The organism is Streptomyces sp. DH12, from assembly GCF_020873895.1.
Lineage (GTDB): Bacteria > Actinomycetota > Actinomycetes > Streptomycetales > Streptomycetaceae > Streptomyces.
Genome location: NZ_JAHWGT010000020.1, coordinates 24646 through 43209, shown reverse-complemented (window position 1 = coordinate 43209; position 18564 = coordinate 24646). Strand labels below are relative to the sequence as shown.

Sequence of the window (18564 nt, the reverse complement as noted above, 5' to 3'; positions counted from 1 at the left end):
CGGTCCTCACTTCGCGTCCGAGTACCGCTCCACCGTCGCCGTCGTGAAGGGGAACCGCACCGGTGTCTCCCCGAAGGCGATCCGCCCGGCGAGGTCGCCGGCCGAGTGGATCGCCTCCGCCACCGCGTCGGCCTCCTCGGCCGGGCAGTGCACGATCACCTCGTCGTGCTGGAAGAAGACGAGCTCCGCCCGCATGCCGGCGGTGGCGCGGCGCAGCGCGGCGAGCATCAGCAGCGCCCAGTCGGCGGCGCTGCCCTGCACGACGAAGTTCCTGGTGAACCGGCCGCGGGCGCGGGCGTCCGCGCCCGTGCCCGTGCCCGTGCCGCCGGTCGCGCTCTCCTCCTCCTGCGGGATGCCCGCCTCCTCCGCCTCGCCCGCCGCCACGGACCGCGGACTGGTCCGGCCCAGCCAGGTGCGCACCACCCGGCCCTCCTCGCCCGCCCGCGCCGCGTCGTCGACGTACGCCACCGCGCGCGGATAGCGGCGCCTGAGCGCCGCGAGGTTCTTCAGCCCGTCGCCGCTCGTCTGCCCGTAGATCGCGCCGAGCAGCGCCAGCTTCGCCTGGTCGCGGCTGGCCGGGAACGCCCGGTCGGACAGCCGCGTGTACAGGTCGTCGGCGTGGCCCGCCACCTCCATCAGGCCCGGGTCGCGGGAGATCGCCGCCAGGACCCGGGGCTCCAGCTGGGCGGCGTCCGCGACGACGAGCCGCCAGCCCTCGTCGGCGACGACCGCCTGCCGTATGACCTTCGGGATCTGCAGGGCGCCGCCGCCGTTGGTCGTCCACCGGCCGCTGACCGTGCCGCCCGGCACGTACTCCGGCCGGAACCGGCCCTCGCGCACCCAGTCCTGGAGCCAGCTCCAGCCGTGCGCCGTCCAGATCCGGTACAGCTTCTTGTACTCCAGCAGCGGCGCGACCGCCGGATGGTCGTGCTTGGCCAGCTCCCAGCGGCGCGTGGACCGCACACGGATGCCCGCCTCGGCGAAGGCCCTGACCACGTCCGCCGGCAGGTCGGGCCGCACCCGCCGGCCGAACGCCTCCGACACCTCGTCCGCCAGCTCGGCCAGCCGGCGCGGCTCGCCCCCGCCCGCGTACCGCTCGCCGAGCAGCTCCCGCAGGAGCGCGCGGTGCACGTCCGCCCGCCACGGCAGACCCGCCCGGTGCATCTCGGCGGCCACCAGGGCGCCGGCGGACTCGGCCGCGGTCAGCAGCCGCATGCGGTCCGGGTGCTCGGCGGCGCCGTGTCGGCGCTCCTGGTCCGCGTACACCTCCAGCAGCGCGGTGAAGGGCAGCTCCGGTCCCGTCGGGCCCGCGTCGAAGAGCGACGACTGCGCGCCCGGCTCGGCGGCGCGCGCCGGCGGGTCGGGCGGCACCGGCCGGTCGTGGAGCCGCGCCCAGGCGGCCGCCGCCGACCGCGGCTCGCCGAGCCGACCCTCGTGGCCGAGGAGGAGCTGCTCGGCGGCCTCCACGTCGTAGCACCGCTCGACGCGTACGCCCGCCGCGAGGAGCCGCGGATAGAGGCCGGCCGTGGACCGCCACACCCACCGGCCGACCTCCGGCCGCGACCGCACCGCCGCCACCAGGTCCGGCTCGGTGGTGACGGGGCCGGCGGGCAGCCCGTCGCGGTCGAGGGGGACGAGCCTCGCCCCGCCGCCCTCGACCGCGTCCAGCGCCCACCGCTCGCTCACGGGTGCGAGTCTCGCACCCGGCACTGACGTCCCCCCGGCCCCGCGCCGACCGGGCGAGCCCGTCGTCGTCCCGAGGGCGGATCCGGGGCCCGGACGCGGGGGCGTCACGTCCCGAGCCGGCGCACCACCCGGGCCGGGTCGCCGACCGCGAGCACCCCGGACGGCAGGCCCCGTACGACGCCGGACCCGGCGCCCACCACCGTGTCGGCGCCGATCGTCACCCCCGGGCAGACGATCACGCCGTCGCCCGGCCGGACGTCGTCGCCGACGCTGACCGGCTCGGCCCGCTCCCAGCCGGCCCGCCGCCGCTCGGTGCCCAGCTCGTGGAGCGGGGTCGGCGTCCGCACGTCCGGGACGATCCGGACCTCGGCCCCCACGGTGGCGGGCGCGCAGTCGAGGAAGACGGCGTCGAAGTCGACGAACGTCCGGGCGCCGACGCTGACGTGGTACCCCAAGCCGCGGTGGAACGGCGGCCGGACCCGCACCCCGGCCACCGGGCCGAGCAGCTCGCCGAGGATCCGCGTCCGCTCCGCGGCGGGCGGCGGGCGGCGGCGGCAGGGCGTCGTGGGCCGCGCACAGGGCGATCCGCCCCTCGGTCCGCGACCGGCTCCGGGTCGTCGGGCAGGGGCCACTCCCCGGCCGGTGTCCTCCGCTCGTTCTCGCCCACCGTCCGCCCCCCGCCCCCACCGGACGGCTGCCTCCCGGTGACGGGAGGACTGTCCGGCGGGACTACCCCACCGCGCCGGCGTACACGTCCAGCGCGGGTCGCGGCGCACGGCCGAGCAGTTCGCGCAGGTGGCCGCCGGGCACCCCGCGGCCGTCCAGGAAGCCGTGGGCGATCGCCGAGTACGTGCCGGTCAGCATGGGCACCTGGAACGGCGCCGCCCCCGACGCGGCGATCCCGGCCCGCGTGGCGGCGAGCGGGCCACCCGGCTCGTACGTCCCCGAGACGGCCGCCGCCAGGTCGGCGCCGCCGAGCGGCACCTCGCCGACGAGCTCGTACACCCGGCCCGCGTGCGCCTGCGGGGCGTCGGCCACGCGGAACGCCGCCTCGGCGAGGTCCGCCCGCGCCACCGCCGCCACGGCGCCGTCGCCGAGCGGTGCGGTGATCCGCCCGTCGGCGTCCGGCGCGGCGAGGAGGGCGAGCAGCTCGGCGTACAGGCCGTTGCGCAGCACCGTCCACGCCAGGGTCGACTCCCGCAGCCGGCGTTCGGTCCAGCGGTGGGGGAGGGCGTACGGCAGGTGGTCGCCGTCGCCGGAGAGGCTCGTGTAGACGACGTGGCGCACCCCGGCCCGTTCGGCGGCGTCGATCGCCGCGCCGTGGCGGGCGGTGACGACGTCGTCCTCGCCGTACCCCGCCGAGACGAGCAGCAGGGTCCGTACGCCCGTGAAGGCGTCCCGCAGTGACGCCGGGTCGTCGAAGTCCACGCGGCGTACGGCCGGGCGGGCGTCGGGGCCGGGGGTCCGGCGTACGGCCGGCCCGGTTCCCGGCGAGCGGGTGCCGAGCAGGACGTCGGCGCGGCCCGCCGCGTGCCCGGCGGCCAGCCCGCCGAGGCCGCCCGAGACACCGGTGATCAACAGCATGGGAGTGCCCCCCGTTTCCGTGGTCGTGTGCGCTGCGACCATGGTGGGTGTGGTGGCGGCACGCACGTAAGGAGGCACTTTCATGTCCGTGGGGCACACGGAGGTAACCGGCGGCGGCCCCGAACCCGCCGGGCCGGCCGGGCTCAGCTGCGCCGAGGACTGCGGCGTCCGCGACGTGCAGGACCGGCTCGGCGACAAGTGGACCGTGCACGTCGTCGTCGAACTCGCCGGGGGCGTGCGGCGCTTCTCCGAGCTCCAACGGCTCGTCCCGGGGATCTCGCAGCGCATGCTCACGCTGACGCTGCGCCGCCTGGAGCGGGACGGCCTGGTCACGCGGACCGTGCACCCGACCGTGCCGCCGCAGGTCGAGTACGAGCTGACCGCCACCGGACGCGACCTGACGGGGCTGGTCGGGGCGCTCGTCGACTGGTCGCTCGCCCACCGCGGGGCCATCGCCGACGCCCGCCGCGCGTACGACGAAGGGCGGCGGCCGTGACCTCCGGCGGCTCCGGCCGCCAGGGGGCCTCCGGCCGGCAGGGGGCCGCGGAGTCGACCGTCGAGCGGGCCCTCGCCGCCGTCCTGTACGCCGACGACACCGCCGCCCTGGACACCGCCGCGTCCCTCCTCGCCGCCGATCCCGGGGCCGACGCCGAGCTGGCGCGGCGCGGGGAGGAGCTGCTGCGCCGGGCCTGGGCGCGCGGCTGGCAGCCCGCCGACGTGGAGCGGGTGGTGCGCCGGGAACTCCAGGCGCGGCACGTGCGGCTGGCCGGCGGTCTCGTCCGCGCGGAGTCGGCCGGCTACGCGCACCTGCCGCCGCGCTGGCGGGAGCAGCTGGCCGCGCTGGAGTCGGAGCCCTGGCGGGCCGACCGGTTCGCGTACGCGACGGCCGTGCTGGAGCTGTACCGGCTGCTCGTGCGGCTCCCCGCACTCGAACCGGTCGCCTCGCCGCCCGGCGCGGCCCCGCTGACGGCGCCGGTGGCGGGCGAGGGGCGCATGCCGGCCCGGATCCGGGCGCTGCTGGCCAAGGCGGAGGCGACCGCCTTCCCGGAGGAGGCGGAGGCGTTCACCGCGAAGGCGCAGGAGCTGATGGCGCGCCACAGCCTGGACGAGGCGTCGCTCGCGGCCCGCACCCCCACCGGCGAGGAGCCCGCCGCGCTCCGGATCGGCGTCGACGCGCCGTACGAGACGGCCAAGGCGATCCTGCTCGACGCGGTCGCGTCGGCGAACCGCTGCCGGGCGGTGTGGAACGAGGCGTTCGGCTTCTCGACCGTCGTCGGCTTCGAGCCGGACCTGGAGTCGGTGGAGCTGCTGTACACCTCGCTGCTCGTGCAGGGCACCGGGGCGATGGTGAAGGCGGAGGCGGAGCAGCGGACGGGCGGTCGCAAGCGTACGAAGACGTTCCGGCAGTCGTTCCTGCTGGCGTACGCCCACCGGCTCGGCGACCGGCTCGCGTCGACCTCCCGCCGGGTCGCGGCCGCGGAACCGACGCTGCTGCCGGTGCTGGCGGCCCGGGACGTGGCGGTCACGGAGCGGGCGGACCGGATGTTCCCCGAGACGACGACGACCCGGGTCCGGGGCGCCACGGACCGGGCCGGCTGGGACCACGGGACGGCCGCGGCGGACCGGGCCGACACGGGCCGCGCCTCACGCTGACCAGCCGCGCGTCACGGTGACCAGCCGCGCGTCACGCTGAGGGGCCGCGCGGCACGGTGACGGCCCGCGCGGCTCCCCGGCGTGGGGCCGGTCCGCCCGCCGCCGTCACGGCTGCGGCGGGAGCGACGGCAGCGGTGGGATGGACGGGAGGTTGGAGGGCAGGACGCCCGCGGCGGGCTTGGTCAGGGTGTCCGTGCGCCCGGAGTCCCACGCCACCACCAGCCGGGTGCCGTCGGCCGACCGCACGGTCCCCGACGTGCGGTCGGTGCCGCCGTCCTTGCAGGTGAGGGTGAGCGTCAGCGCGGCGCCCTCCTTGGCCACGCCCTGGCAGACGTGGGCCTCGCTGATGACGACGGCCTGGCCGCCCTTGCTGATCGTCAGCGTGACGGCCTTGCCGTCGGTGGCGCCCACCCACGCGCCCTCCGCGTCGGCGAGGGACACGCTCCCCGCCCCCGCGCCCGCGCCCGGCGAGGCCGCGGCGGACGGCGCCGCGGAGGCGGCCCCGTCCTTGCCGCCGTCCCCGTCGCCCGAGCCGCAGGCGGTCAGGGCCAGGGCCGAGGCCAGCGCCACCGCGGCCGCCACGCTGTTCCGTACGAGCTTCTGCACGATCGACTCCCCCGTGTGGGTCGGCAAGACCGCGCCAAGCTACCAGCCGCACCTCACCAGGAGGACTTGCGCACACCCGGGAGGAACCCGGCGTGCGCCTGCTCCCGGAGGCGCACCCGTGACAGGCCGAACTTCCGCAGGTGGCCGCGGGGTCGGCCGTCCACGCCGTCGCGGTTGCGGACGCGGGTGGCGCTGGCGTCGCGGGGCTGGCGGCGCAGTTCCGCCTGGGCGGCCTGCCGCTCGGCCTCCGGGGTGCCCGGCCGCCGGATGACCTCCTTCAGCTCGGCGCGGCGGGCCGCGTACCGCTCGACGACGGCCTTGCGCCGCTCGTTGCGCGCGATCTTGCTCTTCTTCGCCATCAGACCTTCACCCCGCGGGCGCGGATGCGGGCCACGGCGGCCTCGATCCCGATGGTGTCGACGGTCTTGATGGCGCGGGCGGACAGGGTGAGCCGGACGTACCGGCCCTCGCTCGGCAGCCAGTAGCGCTTGCGCTGGACGTTGGGGTCGAAGCGCCGGGACGTGCGCCGGTGGGAGTGCGAGATGCGGTTGCCGAAGCCCGGCTGGGCGCCGGTCAGCTGGCAGTGGGCGGACAAGGGTGACCTACCTCTCTCGGGGCCGTCTTGGTAATGGAAACCATTTCCATCTACTCTACCCCCATGGCCCGCAACGAACTCCGCCCGGTCATCAAGCTCCGGTCCACCGCCGGGACCGGCTACACCTACGTGACCCGCAAGAACCGCCGCAACGACCCCGACCGCCTGACCCTGCGCAAGTACGACCCGGTCGTCGGCCGGCACGTCGACTTCCGAGAGGAGCGCTGAGCCCCGTGAAGCCCGGCATCCACCCCCCGTACGAGCCCGTCGTCTTCCGTGACAAGGCGGGCGGCTTCGCCTTCCTGACCCGCTCCACCGCGACCGGCGACAAGACGATCGAATGGGAGGACGGCAACACCTATCCGGTCATCGACGTCGAGATCTCCTCCGCGAGCCACCCCTTCCACACCGGCCAGGCACGCGTCCTGGACACGGCGGGGCGCGTGGAGAAGTTCGAGAAGCGGTACGGGTCCCGCGCCCGGCGCGAGGCGCGCTGATGCTCTCCGTCGCCCTCGTCGGCGGACTGCACGCCGACGCCCGCGCCGCCGCGGTCGAGCGGCTGCTCACCACCGTGCCCGGCAGCGTGGCGCTCCACCACGACCTGACCGCCGCCGCCGGGCGGGGCACGGTCGTCCGTACCGTCCGCGACGCGACCGGCGTCCTGTCCACCGGTGAGACCCCGCTCGTCGGCGACTGCGCGTGCTGCGCCCTGCGCGAGGACCTCGTGCCCGAGCTGGAGCGGCTGGCGGACGCCGGACTGACGCGGCTCGCGGTCGTCGAGCTGTGGGACTCGGTCGAGCCCAAGGCGATGGCCGAGGTCATCGCGGCGGCCGGGCTGACCGTCGGCTCGGTGATCACCGCCGTCGACACGGCGCTGGTGCTGCCCTGCCTCGGCAACGGCGACGACCTGGCCGAGGCGGGGCTCGCCGCCGCCCCCACCGACCAGCGCACGGTCGCCGACACCTGGGCGCGCCAGCTGGAGTACGCGCCCGTGCTCGCCGTCGTCGACGGCGACGAGGCGGACGACGAGGACCGCGCGCTGCTCGCCCAGCTCCACCCGACCGCGCTCAGGGTGCCGCTGCCGGACGGCGACCTGGCCGCCGCCGCGCTGGCCGGCTTCGACGTCGAGGCGGCCGCGGCGGCCCAGCACCCGGCGTGCGCCCTGCTGCCGCAGGACGCGGACGCGCACGGCGTCACGACGTACGTCTGGCACCGCCGCCGGCCGTTCCACCCGCAGCGGCTGTACGCGGCACTGGAGGACCTGTGCTGCGCCGCCGCCCGCAGCCGGGGCCGGTTCTGGCTCGCCGACCGGCCGGACACCCTGCTCGCCTGGGACGCGGCGGGCGGCGCTCTGTGCGTCGAGCCCTCCGGGCCGTGGCTCGCCTCGCTGCCGGACGCCGCCTGGGAGATGGTCCCGCCCGTACGCCGGGCCGCGGCGGCGCTGGACTGGGACCCCGAGCACGGGGACCGCTGCCAGCACCTGGTCTTCACCTCGCCCGGCCTCGACCGCGAGGGGCTCGCCGAGCTCCTCGACTCCTGCCTGCTCACCGACGCGGAGTACGCCGCGGGCCGCACGGCCTGGCAGCGGCTCCCGTCCGCCTTCGACACCCTCCTGGAGGTCTGACCCGTGCCGCCCCGCCGCGCAGCCGACCGCAAGCCCGCCAAGTCCCGCCCCAACCCCCTGGAGCGCGACGGCATCACGTACATCGACTACAAGGACACCGACCTGCTGCGGAGGTTCATCTCCGACCGCGGCAAGATCCGCAGCCGCCGGGTCACGCGCGTGTCGGCGCAGCAGCAGCGCCAGCTGGCCCGCGCCGTCAAGAACGCCCGGGAGATGGCGCTGCTGCCGTACTCCTCGTCGGCCCGCTGACGCCACCCGCCCGAGCGGCGTCCGCCCGCCTGCCCGCCTGTTCCTCCCCGCCGCCTGACGGACGGCGGGGAGAAAAAGGAGGCCCTTTCCCGTGCCCGAGCACGCGGAAGGGCCTCCTTTTCCGTATCCCTACGAACGGAAGGGAGCCCCGGCGCCCGTTCCCGCGTCTCCGTAGTCGGAGGAACACCCCCCGTGCACGTGCATCTGCTCATGCATGTATGAGCTGAACGCAGCTATGATCCGGATAGTTGACACCTGCAACATCACTCACTCATGTAACTCATGTGACTCGGGGAGCGTCCTGTGCACCACGTGTTGAACGTGTACAACGGCATGGCGGCCACGGAACTCCACGGGGCCGTCTGGCAGAAGAGTCGGCACAGCAACTCGCAGGGTTCCTGTGTGGAATTCGCCAAACTGCCCGGCGGAAATGTGGCGGTGCGCAACTCGCGGTACCCCGACGGTCCCGCCCTGGTCTACACGCCGGCGGAGATCGAGGCGCTGCTGCTCGGCGTGAAGGACGGGGAGTTCGACCACCTCGTCGGTGGTTGAGGAACGGGACGCCGGCGGCCGGCCCGCAGGGAACGGAAAAAGGGGCTCCGACGAGCGGAGCCCCTTCTCATCGGCGACGAGTCCCCCGTGGCCTCGGCCGACGTCCATCCCGGGTCGCCGTTCCCCTCACGCACCGTCCGTGAGGCGGAACAGCGCCCAGACGACCTTTCCGTGCAGTGCCCCCGCCAGCGGGTGCCAGCCCCAGCTGTCGCTGAACGACTCCACCAGGAACAGCCCGCGGCCCGACTCCGCGGAGAAGTCCTCACCGGACGACCGGGTGGCCGGTGTGTCCGGGCTGGGGTCGCGGACCGCGCACACCAGCCGACCCGCCCAGCGCATCAGGTGCAGCCGGACGGGCGGGTCGAGCGGGTGCTCGCGCGGGGTGTCGGCGGGCAGCGCGTGCCGCAGGGCGTTCGTGACGAGCTCCGAGACCACCAGTGCCACGTCGTCGAACCGCTCGCTCAGGTTCCACTGCGCGAGCGTCGAGCTGGTGAACTGCCGCGCCCCGCGCACCGCTTCGTACCGCGCCGGCAAGGCGCAGGAGGCGGAGCTCGACACGGAGGCGGCGTCGATCGGCGGAAGCCCCTGCCTCAACGGCTCGAGCATGGTCGATCCATTCGTCCCCATGCGAGGCACTCCCCGGATTCGCGGCTGTGGTGCTACAACACGAACGACTACGCAGGTGCGCGAGGTCCATGGTTCCGAAAGGGAGGGTGGGATGCAAGGGCAGATGCACGTGCACGCGCCCGACCTGTCCGGCCCCGTGACGGTTCTTGGCCATATCTTCCCCGTACCGATCCGACGGTCGTGGCCGAACCGTTCGCCGATCTGTAATCGTTCGAGTACGGGGTGAAGCGTTTTGGTGGCAGAATCCGCTGCCTCGGAGCTCGGGGGTGCTCCGTCGTACACATCAGCGATGGGGAGGGTTGGAGACGTGACCGCGACAGAATCGGGCGGTTCCGTGGTGCGACGCATCCTGCTGGGCTCTCAGCTGAGGAGGCTGCGCGAGTCGCGCGGCATCACCCGCGAGGCCGCCGGCTACTCGATCCGGGCGTCGGAATCCAAGATCAGCCGGCTGGAGTTGGGCAGGGTGAGCTTCAAGGCGAGGGACGTGGAGGACCTCCTCACGCTCTACGGCGTCACCGACGAGACCGAGCGCGCGGCGCTCCTCGGGCTGGTGCGCGAGGCCAACCTCGCCGGCTGGTGGCACAGCTACGGCGACGTGCTGCCCGGGTGGTTCCAGACGTACATCGGCCTGGAGGGCGCCGCGTCGCTCATCCGCATCTACGAGGTGCAGTTCATCCACGGACTGCTCCAGACCGAGGCGTACGCGCACGCCGTCGTCGCCCGGGGCATGCGCGGCGCGCCGGAAGCCGAGATCGACCGCCGGGTCGCCCTGCGGCTGGAGCGGCAGAAGGTGCTCGTCTCGGAGCGCGCTCCACGATTTCACGCCGTTCTCGACGAGGCCGCGCTGCGCCGCCCGTACGGCGACCGCGCCGTCATGCGCGACCAGCTCAAGCACCTGATCGAGATGTCCGAGCGCCCCAACATCACCCTCCAGGTGATGCCGTTCAGCTTCGGCGGCCACGCGGGTGAGAGCGGCGCCTTCACCATGCTGCGGTTCCCCGAGTCGGACCTCTCCGACATCGTCTACCTGGAGCAGATGACGGGCGCCCTCTACATCGACAAGCGCGAGGAGGTCGCGCAGTACGAGCGGGCCATGGAGCGCCTCCACGCGGACAGCCCCGGCCCGGAGGAGAGTCGGGATCTGCTCAGGGGACTACTCCAACTCACCTAGTACACCCCTAGGATGACGTCCCGTCACAAGTGCCCTGCTGCGGCCCGGTGGGCCACACGGCCTTCGGAAGGGATGGCATGTCCTACTTCACAGATCTGGCCCTGCAGTACATCGATGGTGAGTGGCGGGCCGGTGGCGGCTCGTGGGACATCATCGACTTCAACCCGTACAACGAGGAGAAGCTCGCCTCCATAACCGTCGCCACCGTCGCGGAGGTCGACCAGGCCTACCGCGCCGCCGAGAGGGCGCAGGTGGCGTGGGGCGAGACCAACCCGTACACGCGGCGCGGCGTCTTCGAGCGGGCCCTGCGGATCATCGAGGACCGCGAGGAGGAGCTGATCGAGGCGATCGTCGCCGAGCTCGGCGGCACGCGGGGCAAGGCGGCCTTCGAACTCCACCTCGCCCGGGAGTTCATGCGCGAGGCGATCCACCTCGCCCTGCGGCCCGAGGGGCGCATCCTCCCGTCGCCGATCGACGGCAAGGAGAACCGGGTCTACCGGCTGCCCGTCGGCGTCGTCGGCGTCATCAGCCCCTTCAACTTCCCCTTCCTGCTGTCGCTGAAGTCGGTCGCCCCCGCGCTGGCCCTCGGCAACGCGGTGGTCCTCAAGCCGCACCAGAACACCCCCATCCTCGGCGGGACCATGCTGGCGAAGGTCTTCGAGGACGCCGGACTGCCGCCCGGCGTCCTCAACGTCGTCATCACCGACATCGCCGAGATCGGCGACGCGCTGCTGGAGCACCCGGTCCCCAAGGTCATCTCCTTCACCGGCTCCGACCGCGTGGGCCGGCACGTCGCCACCGTCTGCGCGGCCAACTTCAAGAGGGCCGTCCTCGAACTGGGCGGCAACAGCGCGCTCATCGTCCTCGACGACGCGGATGTCGACTACGCCGTCGACGCGGCCGTCTTCAGCCGCTTCGTCCACCAGGGCCAGGCGTGCATGGCCGCCAACCGCGTCCTCGTCGACCGGGCCGTGCTGGAGGAGTTCACGGAGAAGTTCGTCGCCAAGGTGCGCACCCTGCGCACCGGCGACCCGTCCGAGCCCGGGACCCACATCGGCCCGCTGATCAACTCCTCGCAGGCCGAGGCGGTGACCACCGCCGTCGAGCAGACCCTCGCCGCCGGCGCCACCGCGCTGGTGCGCGGCACCACCGAGGGCAACATCGTCCCGCCGACCGTCCTCACCGACATCCCGGCCGACGCCCCGGTCCTCACGCAGGAGATCTTCGGCCCGGTCGCCCTCCTCATCCCCTTCGACGGGGAGGACGAGGCCGTCCGCATCGCCAACGACACCCCGTACGGGCTGAGCGGCGGCGTCCACACCCGCGACGTCGAGCGCGGCGTACGGCTGTCCCGGCGCGTCCACACCGGGATGATGCACGTCAACGACGGCATCATCCACGACGAGCCGATCGTCCCCTTCGGCGGCGAGAAGCACTCCGGCCTGGGGCGGCTCAACGGCGAGGCGACGGTGGAGGCGTTCACCACCCACAAGTGGATCTCCGTGCAGCACGGGCGCAGCGGCTTCCCGTTCTGACGGCCGCCGCCGGGGCGCGCCGGGTCTTCCACGGCCCCCGCGCGCCCCGGCCCACGGTGCGCTCCGGCCCCGTGCGCACCGGCCGGTGCGCCCCGGGCCCGGTGCGCCCCGCACCCGCGCGCCCCGGCCGGTGCGTCCCGGCCGGTGCGCGTCCTGCGCAGGCCATATAGGACAGCACCTGACCTCGATGGTCCGTACCGTACGGAGTGTCAGGTCAGGGACCCCCCAGGAAAGGCGGACCTCCGTCATGGTTGCTCTTGTCCCCGCCGAGGCGCACGGCGACGAGCGCGGTGCGCTGCTCACCTTCGTCGAGGCGCAGCGCGCCGCCCTGCGCCGGTCGGTGCTCGGGCTGACCGAGGAGCAGGCCGCGAGCCGCCCCTCGGCCAGCGGACTCTCCCTCTCCGGACTCCTCAAGCACTGCGCGGAGGTGGAGCTCAACTGGCTCCGGCTCGCCCAGCAGCGGCCCAACGAGCGGGCCCGCACCCAGGAGACCTGGGGTGACGCCTTCCGGCTCACCGACGACGAGTCGATCCCGGGCGTGCTCGCCTTCTGGGACGGCGTGGTCAAGGAGCTGGAGGAGTTCGTCCGCTCCGTACCGAGCCTGGACGACACCTTCCCGCTGCCCGAGGCGCCCTGGTTCCCCAAGGACGGGCGGGTCTCCGTCCGCTGGCTGGGGCTCCACCTGGTCCAGGAGTTCGGCCGGCACGCCGGGCACGCCGACGTCATCCGCGAGTCCCTGGACGGCATGACGTCCTTCGAGCTCATCGCCCGCGAGACCGGGCAGGGCCCCGGCGCGTAGCGCGGGGCACCGTGACGGCCGCCGCCCCCTGCCCGTACCCTAGTCAAAATTGACGTCACGGGACGAAGGGCAGGGGAGCGGATGTCGGCGATCCGGCTGCTGGTGCTCGGCGCGGTACGCCAGCACGGGCGGGCGCACGGCTACCAGGTCCGCAACGACCTAGAGTACTGGGGCGCCCACGAGTGGTCCAACGCCAAGCCCGGCTCGATCTACCACGCCCTGAAGCAGATGGCGAAGCAGGGGCTGCTGCGCGCCCACGAGACCGCCCCCAGCACGGCAGGCGGCCCGCCGCGCACCGAGTACGAGCTGACCGACGAGGGCACGCGGGAGTACTTCGCGCTGCTCCGCGAGGCGCTCACCGCCCACGACCAGAAGCCCGACAGCCTCACCGCGGCGCTCGGCTTCCTCGTCGACCTGCCCCGCGCCGAGGCCGTTGAGCTCCTCCGCCGGCGCGTCGAGGGACTGGAGCGGTGGCGGGCCACCGTCACCGGGCACTACACGCCCGAGGGCGGCGCCGAGCAGCTGGGCCACATCGGCGAGATCATGAACCTGTGGCTCCACCAGGCCGACGCGGGCGCCGCCTGGACGCGCGGCCTCGTCGAACGGATCGAGGCTGGCGCGTACACCTTCGCCGGCGAGGGCCGGCCCTTCGTCGGCGTCCTCGGCGAGGGCGAGGAGAACCCGTACGCGACCGGCACCCCGCACCCCGGCGACCAGGGCTGACGGCACCGGCTCCGGCGGCCGTACCCGGCCGGTTCGGGCGGCCGTACCCGGCCGGCCCGCGGCGGCCCCGGCCGGCCCGGCGGGCGCCCCCCGGAAAGCGGCTTGCACCTCACGTGGCGTGAGGAACCAGGCTGGTGGGCGTACCGAGGAAGGAGCGGTGAGCGATGGGCTACTCCGTGGGACAGGTCGCCGGTTTCGCCGGGGTCACGGTGCGCACCCTGCACCACTACGACGAGATCGGGCTGCTCTCCCCGAGCGGCCGCAGCCGCGCCGGGCACCGGCGCTACCAGGACGAGGACCTCGACCGGCTGCAGCGGATCCTGTTCTACCGGGAGCTCGGCTTCCCGCTCGACCAGGTCGCGGCCCTGCTCGACGACCCGGACGCGGACCCGCGGGAACACCTGCGGCGCCAGCACTCCCTGCTGACCGCCCGGATCGCCGAGCTGCAGAAGATGGCCGAGGCCGTCGAACACGCCATGGAGGCCAGACGGATGGGCATCAACCTCACGCCCGAGGAGAAGTTCGAGGTGTTCGGGGACCACGACCCCGAGCAGTACGCACAGGAGACGGAGGAGCGCTGGGGCGACACCGACGCCTACCGCGAGTCCCAGCGCCGCACCGCCCGCTACACCAAGGCGGACTGGCAGCGCATGCAGGAGGAGGTGAAGGAGTGGGGCGAGCGGTACGCGGCCCTCATCCGGGACGGCGGCGAGCCCACCGGAGGGGCCGCGATGGACCTCGCGGAGGAACACCGCCGGCAGATCTGCCGCTGGTACTACGAGTGCCCGCACGCGATGCACCGCTGCCTCGGTGACATGTACGTCACCGACGAGCGCTTCACCGCCTACTACGAGGCCATCGCGCCGGGGATGGCCGCGCACCTGCGCGACGCCATCCACGCGAACGCCGCCCGCCACGCGTGACGGGCGTCCCCTTCCTCCGGGGAAAGGGGAGGGAGGGGGTGTTCCGCGCGTGCGAGGCGGGTGCGCCGGGGGTCCGGTGGGTGGGGTCGGGGCCGCGCGGGGCCGCCTCCTCGGGGTCGGCGGCCTTCGGTGCTGGACGACGGAACCCGACCGACGCCGCCGACCCCTGCGGGGGCGACCCCCCACGGCCCCTCCCAGGCCGTACGCGGCGCACGGGGCCTGAACCCTGCGGGGGCCCTCACGGGCCCTGTCCCGTACGGGGCGTACGGGGGCAGGGGGCACCTCCAAGCCGGCGCGGCCGGGCCTCGCCTCCCGGGCGGTCCGCACCACCGCTCCCGTGCACCCCGCCGGGGGCGGGGCGGGGGTGCGGATCCGGTCGTCCGGTTGGTGCCCCGGCCGCTCGGGGCGGACTTGCGCCGCGGCCGTCCGCTAGGTGCGCGTCAGCACGACCGCCGTGCCGTACGCGCAGACCTCCGCCCCCGCGCCCGCCGCCTCGGTCACGTCGAAGCGGAACGCGAGCACGGCGTTGGCGCCCCGCGCGCGGGCCTGCTCCACGAGCCGTTCCATCGCCTGGTTCCGCGTCTCGACGAGCGTCTTGGTCAGGCCCTTCAGCTCCCCGCCCACCATGGACTTCAGGCCGGCGCCGACCTGGGTCCCCAGGTGCCGGGACCGCACGGTCAGGCCGAACACCTCGCCGATGACCTGCTGGACCTGGTGGCCGGGGACGTCGTTGGTCGTGACGACCAGTACGTCGGACTGCGCGGTCTGGCCGCCGCCGAAATCGTCGATGCTCATAGCCACAGCTTCGGGGCGGATCGACCACCGCGCACACGGAGCGGACCCGTGGAACCGCCACCACGCCGGGACCGTTGATACTTTTGGGCAGCCGTCCCCCGCCCAACGACCCAGGAGCCCGGAACCCGTGATGACCCTTGCGCTAGGCCCGGAGTGGCTCAGCCCGGACTACCTGATCTCCGAGTACGGCCTGCCCGGCATTCTGATCATCGTCTTCGCCGAGTCCGGCCTCTTCGCCTTCCTTCCGGGCGACTCCCTGCTCTTCACGGCGGGCCTGCTGGTCGCCGAGGGGAGCTACATCCCGCAGCCCCTGTGGCTCGTCTGCACCCTGATCGTCGCCGCCGCCATCACCGGCGACCAGGTGGGCTACGCCATCGGCCGGTTCTTCGGGCCGAAGCTCTTCAGCCGCCCGAACTCCAAGCTCTTCAAGCAGGAGAACCTCGACAAGGCGCACGAGTTCGTCGAGAAGTACGGCCCGAAGGCGATCGTCCTCGCCCGTTTCGTCCCGATCATCCGGACGTTCGCGCCGATCGTCGCGGGCGCCGGCCGGATGAAGTACCGCACGTTCATCGCGTACAACGTCGTCGGTGCCGTGCTGTGGGGCGCCGGCGTGACCGTCGCCGGGTACTTCCTCGGGCAGATCGACTTCATCAAGGCGAACATCGAGCCGATCCTGATCCTGATCGTGGTGCTCTCGATCGTCCCGATCATCGTCGAGGTCGTGCGGGGCCGCTCCCAGGCGAAGAAGGCCGCGGCCGAGGCCCTGGCCGCCGCCGCGGCGACCGGCGCCGCGCCGGCCGACGCCTCCGCGGCCCCCGTGCAGCGCGGCCGCCACGCCCGTCGCTGACCCGTGCCGGTGCGGGGCCCGACCACCGGGCCCCGCCCGGGCGGAGTGAGCCGTCAGAAGCCCCTCGTGCGCTTCGCCGCGCGACGGGTGGCCGCCGTCGCCGGAGCCCGCAGGAACATCCGGGCCAGCTCGCCGCCCAGGTTCACCCCGATCGCGATGGCCAACGCCAGCGCCGCCGCCCGCGCCAGCGACGCGAAACCGGCGTCCATGTTGTTCTGCGCGATGTTCAGCACCCCGTAGTACATCGCGGAGCCCGGCAGCAGCGGCCCGATCGCCGCCGTCACGTACAGCAGCGACGTCGTCCGCTCGTACCGCGCCATCAGCTGCCCGAACAGGCCCACCAGCCCCGCCGCCAGCGACGTGGCCAGCACCGCCGACCCCTCCGCGGTCACCGCGACGGCCCCGAAGACCACCCACGCGACCGCTCCGTTCAGCATCGCCAGCAGCACGGTGGAACGTTGCTGCTGGAGCAGGATCGCGAAGGTCATCGACAGCGCCATCGCCGCGAGGATCGAGACCACCGGCCGCTCCACGGGCGCCACCGTGCCCTCCGGGCTGAGCTTCGCGCCCAGCTGCACGCCCACGTACAGCGTGGTCAGCACGCCCACCACGATCGCGACGAAGAAGTACACGACCTCAAGCAGTCGCGCCGACGCCGTGATGTAGAAGCCGGTCAGACCGTCCTGCACCGCCGCGACCAGCGCCCTTCCCGGGATCAGCGCGAACAGCCCACCGGTGATCACCGCGGACGGCCGCAGCCCCGCGTGCAGCAGGCTCACCGTCACGCCCAGCGCCGCGGGCGGCACGGCGGCCACCGCGAACTGGTAGAACTCGGGCAGCCCGCGCCCGGCCGCCAGCCACGCCAGACGGTCGCCGAGCATCGCCCCGGCCGCCGCGATCAGGAAGACGGCGACACCACCGCCCAGCAGCACCGACGCCGCCCCGGCGAGCCCGCCCGCCGCGAGGGTCAGCGCCCAGCCGGGGTACGGGTGCCGGTTGCGGCGGATCAGGGCCAGCCGCCGGTACGCCTCCTCCAGCGTGACGTCGACGCCCTCCGTGGAGATGTCGGTGACCAGCTGGTACACGGCCGTCAGCCGCGTGTAGTCCGTACCGCGCCGCCGCACGATCCGGCTCGCCGTCACCGGGGGGTCCACCAGCGACGGCTGGTACGTCACCGACAGCAGGGTGAAGGTGACGGTCGGCTCGCAGCGGTCCAGGCCGTACGCGCGGCAGATCGCGTACATCGCCGCCTCGACGTCCTCGGCGCCCTCGCCGCCCGCGAGGAGCAGCTCGCCGATGCGCAGCGTCAGGTCCAGCACGCGCGGCACGGCCGGGCCGCTGCCCTCCTCGTGCCGCTGGGCGGCCTCCGCGGGGGGCCGCTCGCTCACCGGCATCCGCAACATCGTCCGCATGCGGTCCTGCCACGGGGCGTCCTTGGCCAGCCGGACCGGCGGGGACCCGGGCGCCGGCGTGTACGCCGGATGGGCCATGCGCGCGTCGAACGCCGACGGGGGCCTGAAGGCGGAGCCCTCCGGCTCGTCCGCCGTCCCGGTCGTCAGCCAGTCGGGGACGGCGAACTCGGAGCTCGGGTGGTCCTCCTCGGGCGGCACCGGCGGCTCCACCCCGGCAGGCGGGGCGAAGGCGCTGTGCGCCTCGTCCGACTGCGGCTTGCGGTCCTCCTCCGGACCGTGCGGATCCGCCACCACTGCCCCTGCCCTCACTCCCGTCCGCTGCGCCTGCCGGGTCCCACCTGCCCCGGATGGCTCGCGGGATACCCGTGCCCTGCACCGTGCGCCCAGTATGAGCACGTCACGGGCGTGCCCACAGCGCGGGCCGGACCGTACGGAGGCGGCGGGGCCGCGGGGAGGCGAGCGCCGTGCGCGGGCGCGGGGCCCAGCGCCGTACGCGGCGCCCAGCACGGCGCGAGGGGGCCGTACCGGGGCCGGCGCGGCCGTGCACAGCGCGACGGGCGGCGCCGCCCCCGGGACCCGGGGTGGGCGCCGCCCGTCGGCGGGTGGTGCGGGGGCCGCCTCAGTGGGCGCCGCCCTGCGCCTCCAGGCGCTTGATGCTGGCCTCGATCTCGGCCTCGGCCTCGGCGCGGCCGACCCAGTCGGCGCCCTCGACGGACTTGCCGGGCTCCAGGTCCTTGTAGACCTCGAAGAAGTGCTGGATCTCCAGGCGGTCGAACTCGGACACGTGGTGGATGTCGCGCAGGTGCTCCATGCGCGGGTCCGACGCCGGGACGCACAGCAGCTTGTCGTCGCCGCCGGCCTCGTCGGTCATGCGGAACATGCCGATGGCGCGGCACTTGACCAGGACGCCGGGGAAGGTCGGCTCGTCCAGGATGACCAGGGCGTCCAGCGGGTCGCCGTCCTCACCCAGGGTGCCCTCGACGAACCCGTAGTCCGCCGGGTAGACGGTCGAGGTGAACAGGTGGCGGTCGAGACGGATGCGACCGGTCTCGTGGTCCACCTCGTACTTGTTCCGTGAACCCTTCGGGATCTCGATGCAGACGTCGAACTCCACGGGTGGCTCCTCCAAGATCAACACAATGTCGGGTCACTGGACCGCCGTGATCACCGGGGTGCCGTGCTC

General features: G+C 74.2%; 23 protein-coding genes. 13 read left to right on the top strand and 10 right to left on the bottom strand.

The annotated features are described in order from the left end of the window. Positions 1 to 6: 6 nt before the first annotated feature. The 3 genes from LPA54_RS19600 to LPA54_RS19590 form a co-directional block, all read right to left on the bottom strand. Positions 7 to 1686, bottom strand: a complete 1680-nt coding sequence (locus LPA54_RS19600; RefSeq protein ID WP_228979568.1) for a bifunctional 3'-5' exonuclease/DNA polymerase — start codon at positions 1684 to 1686, stop codon at positions 7 to 9. A gap of 104 nt (positions 1687 to 1790) precedes the next feature. After that, positions 1791 to 2141, bottom strand: a complete 351-nt coding sequence (locus LPA54_RS42670; RefSeq protein ID WP_306806513.1) for a hypothetical protein — start codon at positions 2139 to 2141, stop codon at positions 1791 to 1793. Between the two features lie 274 nt (positions 2142 to 2415). Beyond that, a complete protein-coding gene (locus LPA54_RS19590) occupies positions 2416 to 3270 on the bottom strand; it encodes an NAD(P)H-binding protein (protein ID WP_228979567.1) in 855 nt (284 codons plus the stop codon). 82 nt (positions 3271 to 3352) lie between these two features. Between LPA54_RS19590 and LPA54_RS19585 the strand changes: the two genes are divergently transcribed. Together LPA54_RS19585 and LPA54_RS19580 are read left to right on the top strand one after the other, a co-directional pair. Continuing rightward, the gene (locus tag LPA54_RS19585) at positions 3353 to 3766 is read left to right on the top strand and encodes a helix-turn-helix domain-containing protein (RefSeq protein WP_228979566.1); all 414 of its coding nucleotides are present in this window, start codon (positions 3353 to 3355) and stop codon (positions 3764 to 3766) included. Then, a complete protein-coding gene (locus tag LPA54_RS19580; RefSeq protein ID WP_228979564.1) occupies positions 3763 to 4923 on the top strand; it encodes a DUF2786 domain-containing protein in 1161 nt (386 codons plus the stop codon). Before LPA54_RS19585 ends, LPA54_RS19580 begins: the two co-directional genes overlap by 4 nt. 105 nt (positions 4924 to 5028) lie before the next feature. On the opposite strand, the gene LPA54_RS19575 is transcribed toward LPA54_RS19580, so the two are convergent. Genes LPA54_RS19575 through rpmB form a run of 3 tightly spaced genes read right to left on the bottom strand, consistent with a single transcriptional unit; the run spans position 5029 to position 6124 of the window. Then, positions 5029 to 5556, bottom strand: a complete 528-nt coding sequence (locus LPA54_RS19575) for a hypothetical protein (RefSeq protein ID WP_228979560.1) — start codon at positions 5554 to 5556, stop codon at positions 5029 to 5031. A gap of 26 nt (positions 5557 to 5582) precedes the next feature. Continuing rightward, positions 5583 to 5888, bottom strand: coding sequence for a 30S ribosomal protein S14 (rpsN, locus tag LPA54_RS19570; RefSeq protein WP_228979559.1), 306 nt, complete (start codon positions 5886 to 5888; stop codon positions 5583 to 5585). Next, complete coding sequence (rpmB, locus tag LPA54_RS19565) at positions 5888 to 6124, bottom strand: 50S ribosomal protein L28 (RefSeq protein WP_228979558.1); 237 nt, start codon at positions 6122 to 6124, stop codon at positions 5888 to 5890. The genes rpsN and rpmB overlap by 1 nt, the downstream gene beginning before the upstream one ends. A 63-nt stretch (positions 6125 to 6187) precedes the next feature. On the opposite strand from rpmB, the gene rpmG reads away from it, so the two are divergent. The 5 genes from rpmG to LPA54_RS19540 all read left to right on the top strand — a co-directional run bounded on the left by rpmG (position 6188) and on the right by LPA54_RS19540 (position 8549). After that, positions 6188 to 6352 carry a 50S ribosomal protein L33 gene (gene rpmG, locus LPA54_RS19560; RefSeq protein WP_009192555.1) on the top strand — a complete coding sequence of 55 codons (165 nt, stop codon included), beginning with the start codon at positions 6188 to 6190 and terminating at the stop codon, positions 6350 to 6352. A gap of 5 nt (positions 6353 to 6357) precedes the next feature. Further along, positions 6358 to 6621: a type B 50S ribosomal protein L31 gene (locus LPA54_RS19555; protein WP_228979556.1), complete on the top strand. Its 264-nt coding sequence runs from the start codon at positions 6358 to 6360 to the stop codon at positions 6619 to 6621. Further along, complete coding sequence (locus LPA54_RS19550) at positions 6621 to 7748, top strand: GTP-binding protein (RefSeq protein WP_228979554.1); 1128 nt, start codon at positions 6621 to 6623, stop codon at positions 7746 to 7748. Before LPA54_RS19555 ends, LPA54_RS19550 begins: the two co-directional genes overlap by 1 nt. Positions 7749 to 7751: 3 nt before the next feature. Continuing rightward, complete coding sequence (gene rpsR / locus LPA54_RS19545; protein ID WP_228979552.1) at positions 7752 to 7997, top strand: 30S ribosomal protein S18; 246 nt, start codon at positions 7752 to 7754, stop codon at positions 7995 to 7997. 303 nt (positions 7998 to 8300) lie between these two features. After that, complete coding sequence (locus tag LPA54_RS19540) at positions 8301 to 8549, top strand: DUF397 domain-containing protein (protein WP_228979549.1); 249 nt, start codon at positions 8301 to 8303, stop codon at positions 8547 to 8549. A 126-nt stretch (positions 8550 to 8675) separates the two neighbouring features. Here the strand turns inward: LPA54_RS19540 and LPA54_RS19535 are convergent, their stop codons facing one another. Next, on the bottom strand, positions 8676 to 9176 hold the full coding sequence (locus LPA54_RS19535) for an ATP-binding protein (protein ID WP_228979548.1): 501 nt from the start codon (positions 9174 to 9176) through the stop codon (positions 8676 to 8678). 289 nt (positions 9177 to 9465) lie between these two features. Here LPA54_RS19535 and LPA54_RS19530 point away from each other — a divergent pair, with 289 nt between their 5' ends. The 5 genes from LPA54_RS19530 to LPA54_RS19510 all read left to right on the top strand — a co-directional run bounded on the left by LPA54_RS19530 (position 9466) and on the right by LPA54_RS19510 (position 14327). Further along, complete coding sequence (locus LPA54_RS19530) at positions 9466 to 10347, top strand: helix-turn-helix transcriptional regulator (protein WP_228979545.1); 882 nt, start codon at positions 9466 to 9468, stop codon at positions 10345 to 10347. Positions 10348 to 10424: 77 nt separating this feature from the next. After that, entirely contained in the window at positions 10425 to 11882 is a 1458-nt protein-coding gene (locus LPA54_RS19525; RefSeq protein ID WP_228979543.1) for an aldehyde dehydrogenase family protein, read from the top strand. A gap of 247 nt (positions 11883 to 12129) precedes the next feature. Then, positions 12130 to 12681 (top strand): DinB family protein, encoded by a 552-nt coding sequence (locus LPA54_RS19520; protein WP_228979541.1) that lies wholly within the window; start codon positions 12130 to 12132, stop codon positions 12679 to 12681. Positions 12682 to 12762: 81 nt separating this feature from the next. Next, on the top strand, positions 12763 to 13404 hold the full coding sequence (locus tag LPA54_RS19515) for a PadR family transcriptional regulator (RefSeq protein WP_228979539.1): 642 nt from the start codon (positions 12763 to 12765) through the stop codon (positions 13402 to 13404). Between the two features lie 164 nt (positions 13405 to 13568). After that, a complete protein-coding gene (locus tag LPA54_RS19510; protein ID WP_228979537.1) occupies positions 13569 to 14327 on the top strand; it encodes a MerR family transcriptional regulator in 759 nt (252 codons plus the stop codon). A gap of 429 nt (positions 14328 to 14756) precedes the next feature. Here LPA54_RS19510 and LPA54_RS19505 read toward each other — a convergent pair whose 3' ends face one another. Further along, positions 14757 to 15122: a YbjQ family protein gene (locus LPA54_RS19505; protein WP_228979535.1), complete on the bottom strand. Its 366-nt coding sequence runs from the start codon at positions 15120 to 15122 to the stop codon at positions 14757 to 14759. Positions 15123 to 15249: 127 nt separating this feature from the next. On the opposite strand from LPA54_RS19505, the gene LPA54_RS19500 reads away from it, so the two are divergent. After that, a complete protein-coding gene (locus LPA54_RS19500) occupies positions 15250 to 15969 on the top strand; it encodes a VTT domain-containing protein (RefSeq protein WP_228979534.1) in 720 nt (239 codons plus the stop codon). A gap of 53 nt (positions 15970 to 16022) precedes the next feature. Here LPA54_RS19500 and LPA54_RS19495 read toward each other — a convergent pair whose 3' ends face one another. Both LPA54_RS19495 and LPA54_RS19490 read right to left on the bottom strand, forming a co-directional pair. Continuing rightward, entirely contained in the window at positions 16023 to 17675 is a 1653-nt protein-coding gene (locus tag LPA54_RS19495) for a threonine/serine exporter ThrE family protein (RefSeq protein WP_228979532.1), read from the bottom strand. Positions 17676 to 18000: 325 nt separating this feature from the next. After that, complete coding sequence (locus tag LPA54_RS19490) at positions 18001 to 18495, bottom strand: inorganic diphosphatase (RefSeq protein WP_058940912.1); 495 nt, start codon at positions 18493 to 18495, stop codon at positions 18001 to 18003. Positions 18496 to 18564: the final 69 nt, after the last annotated feature.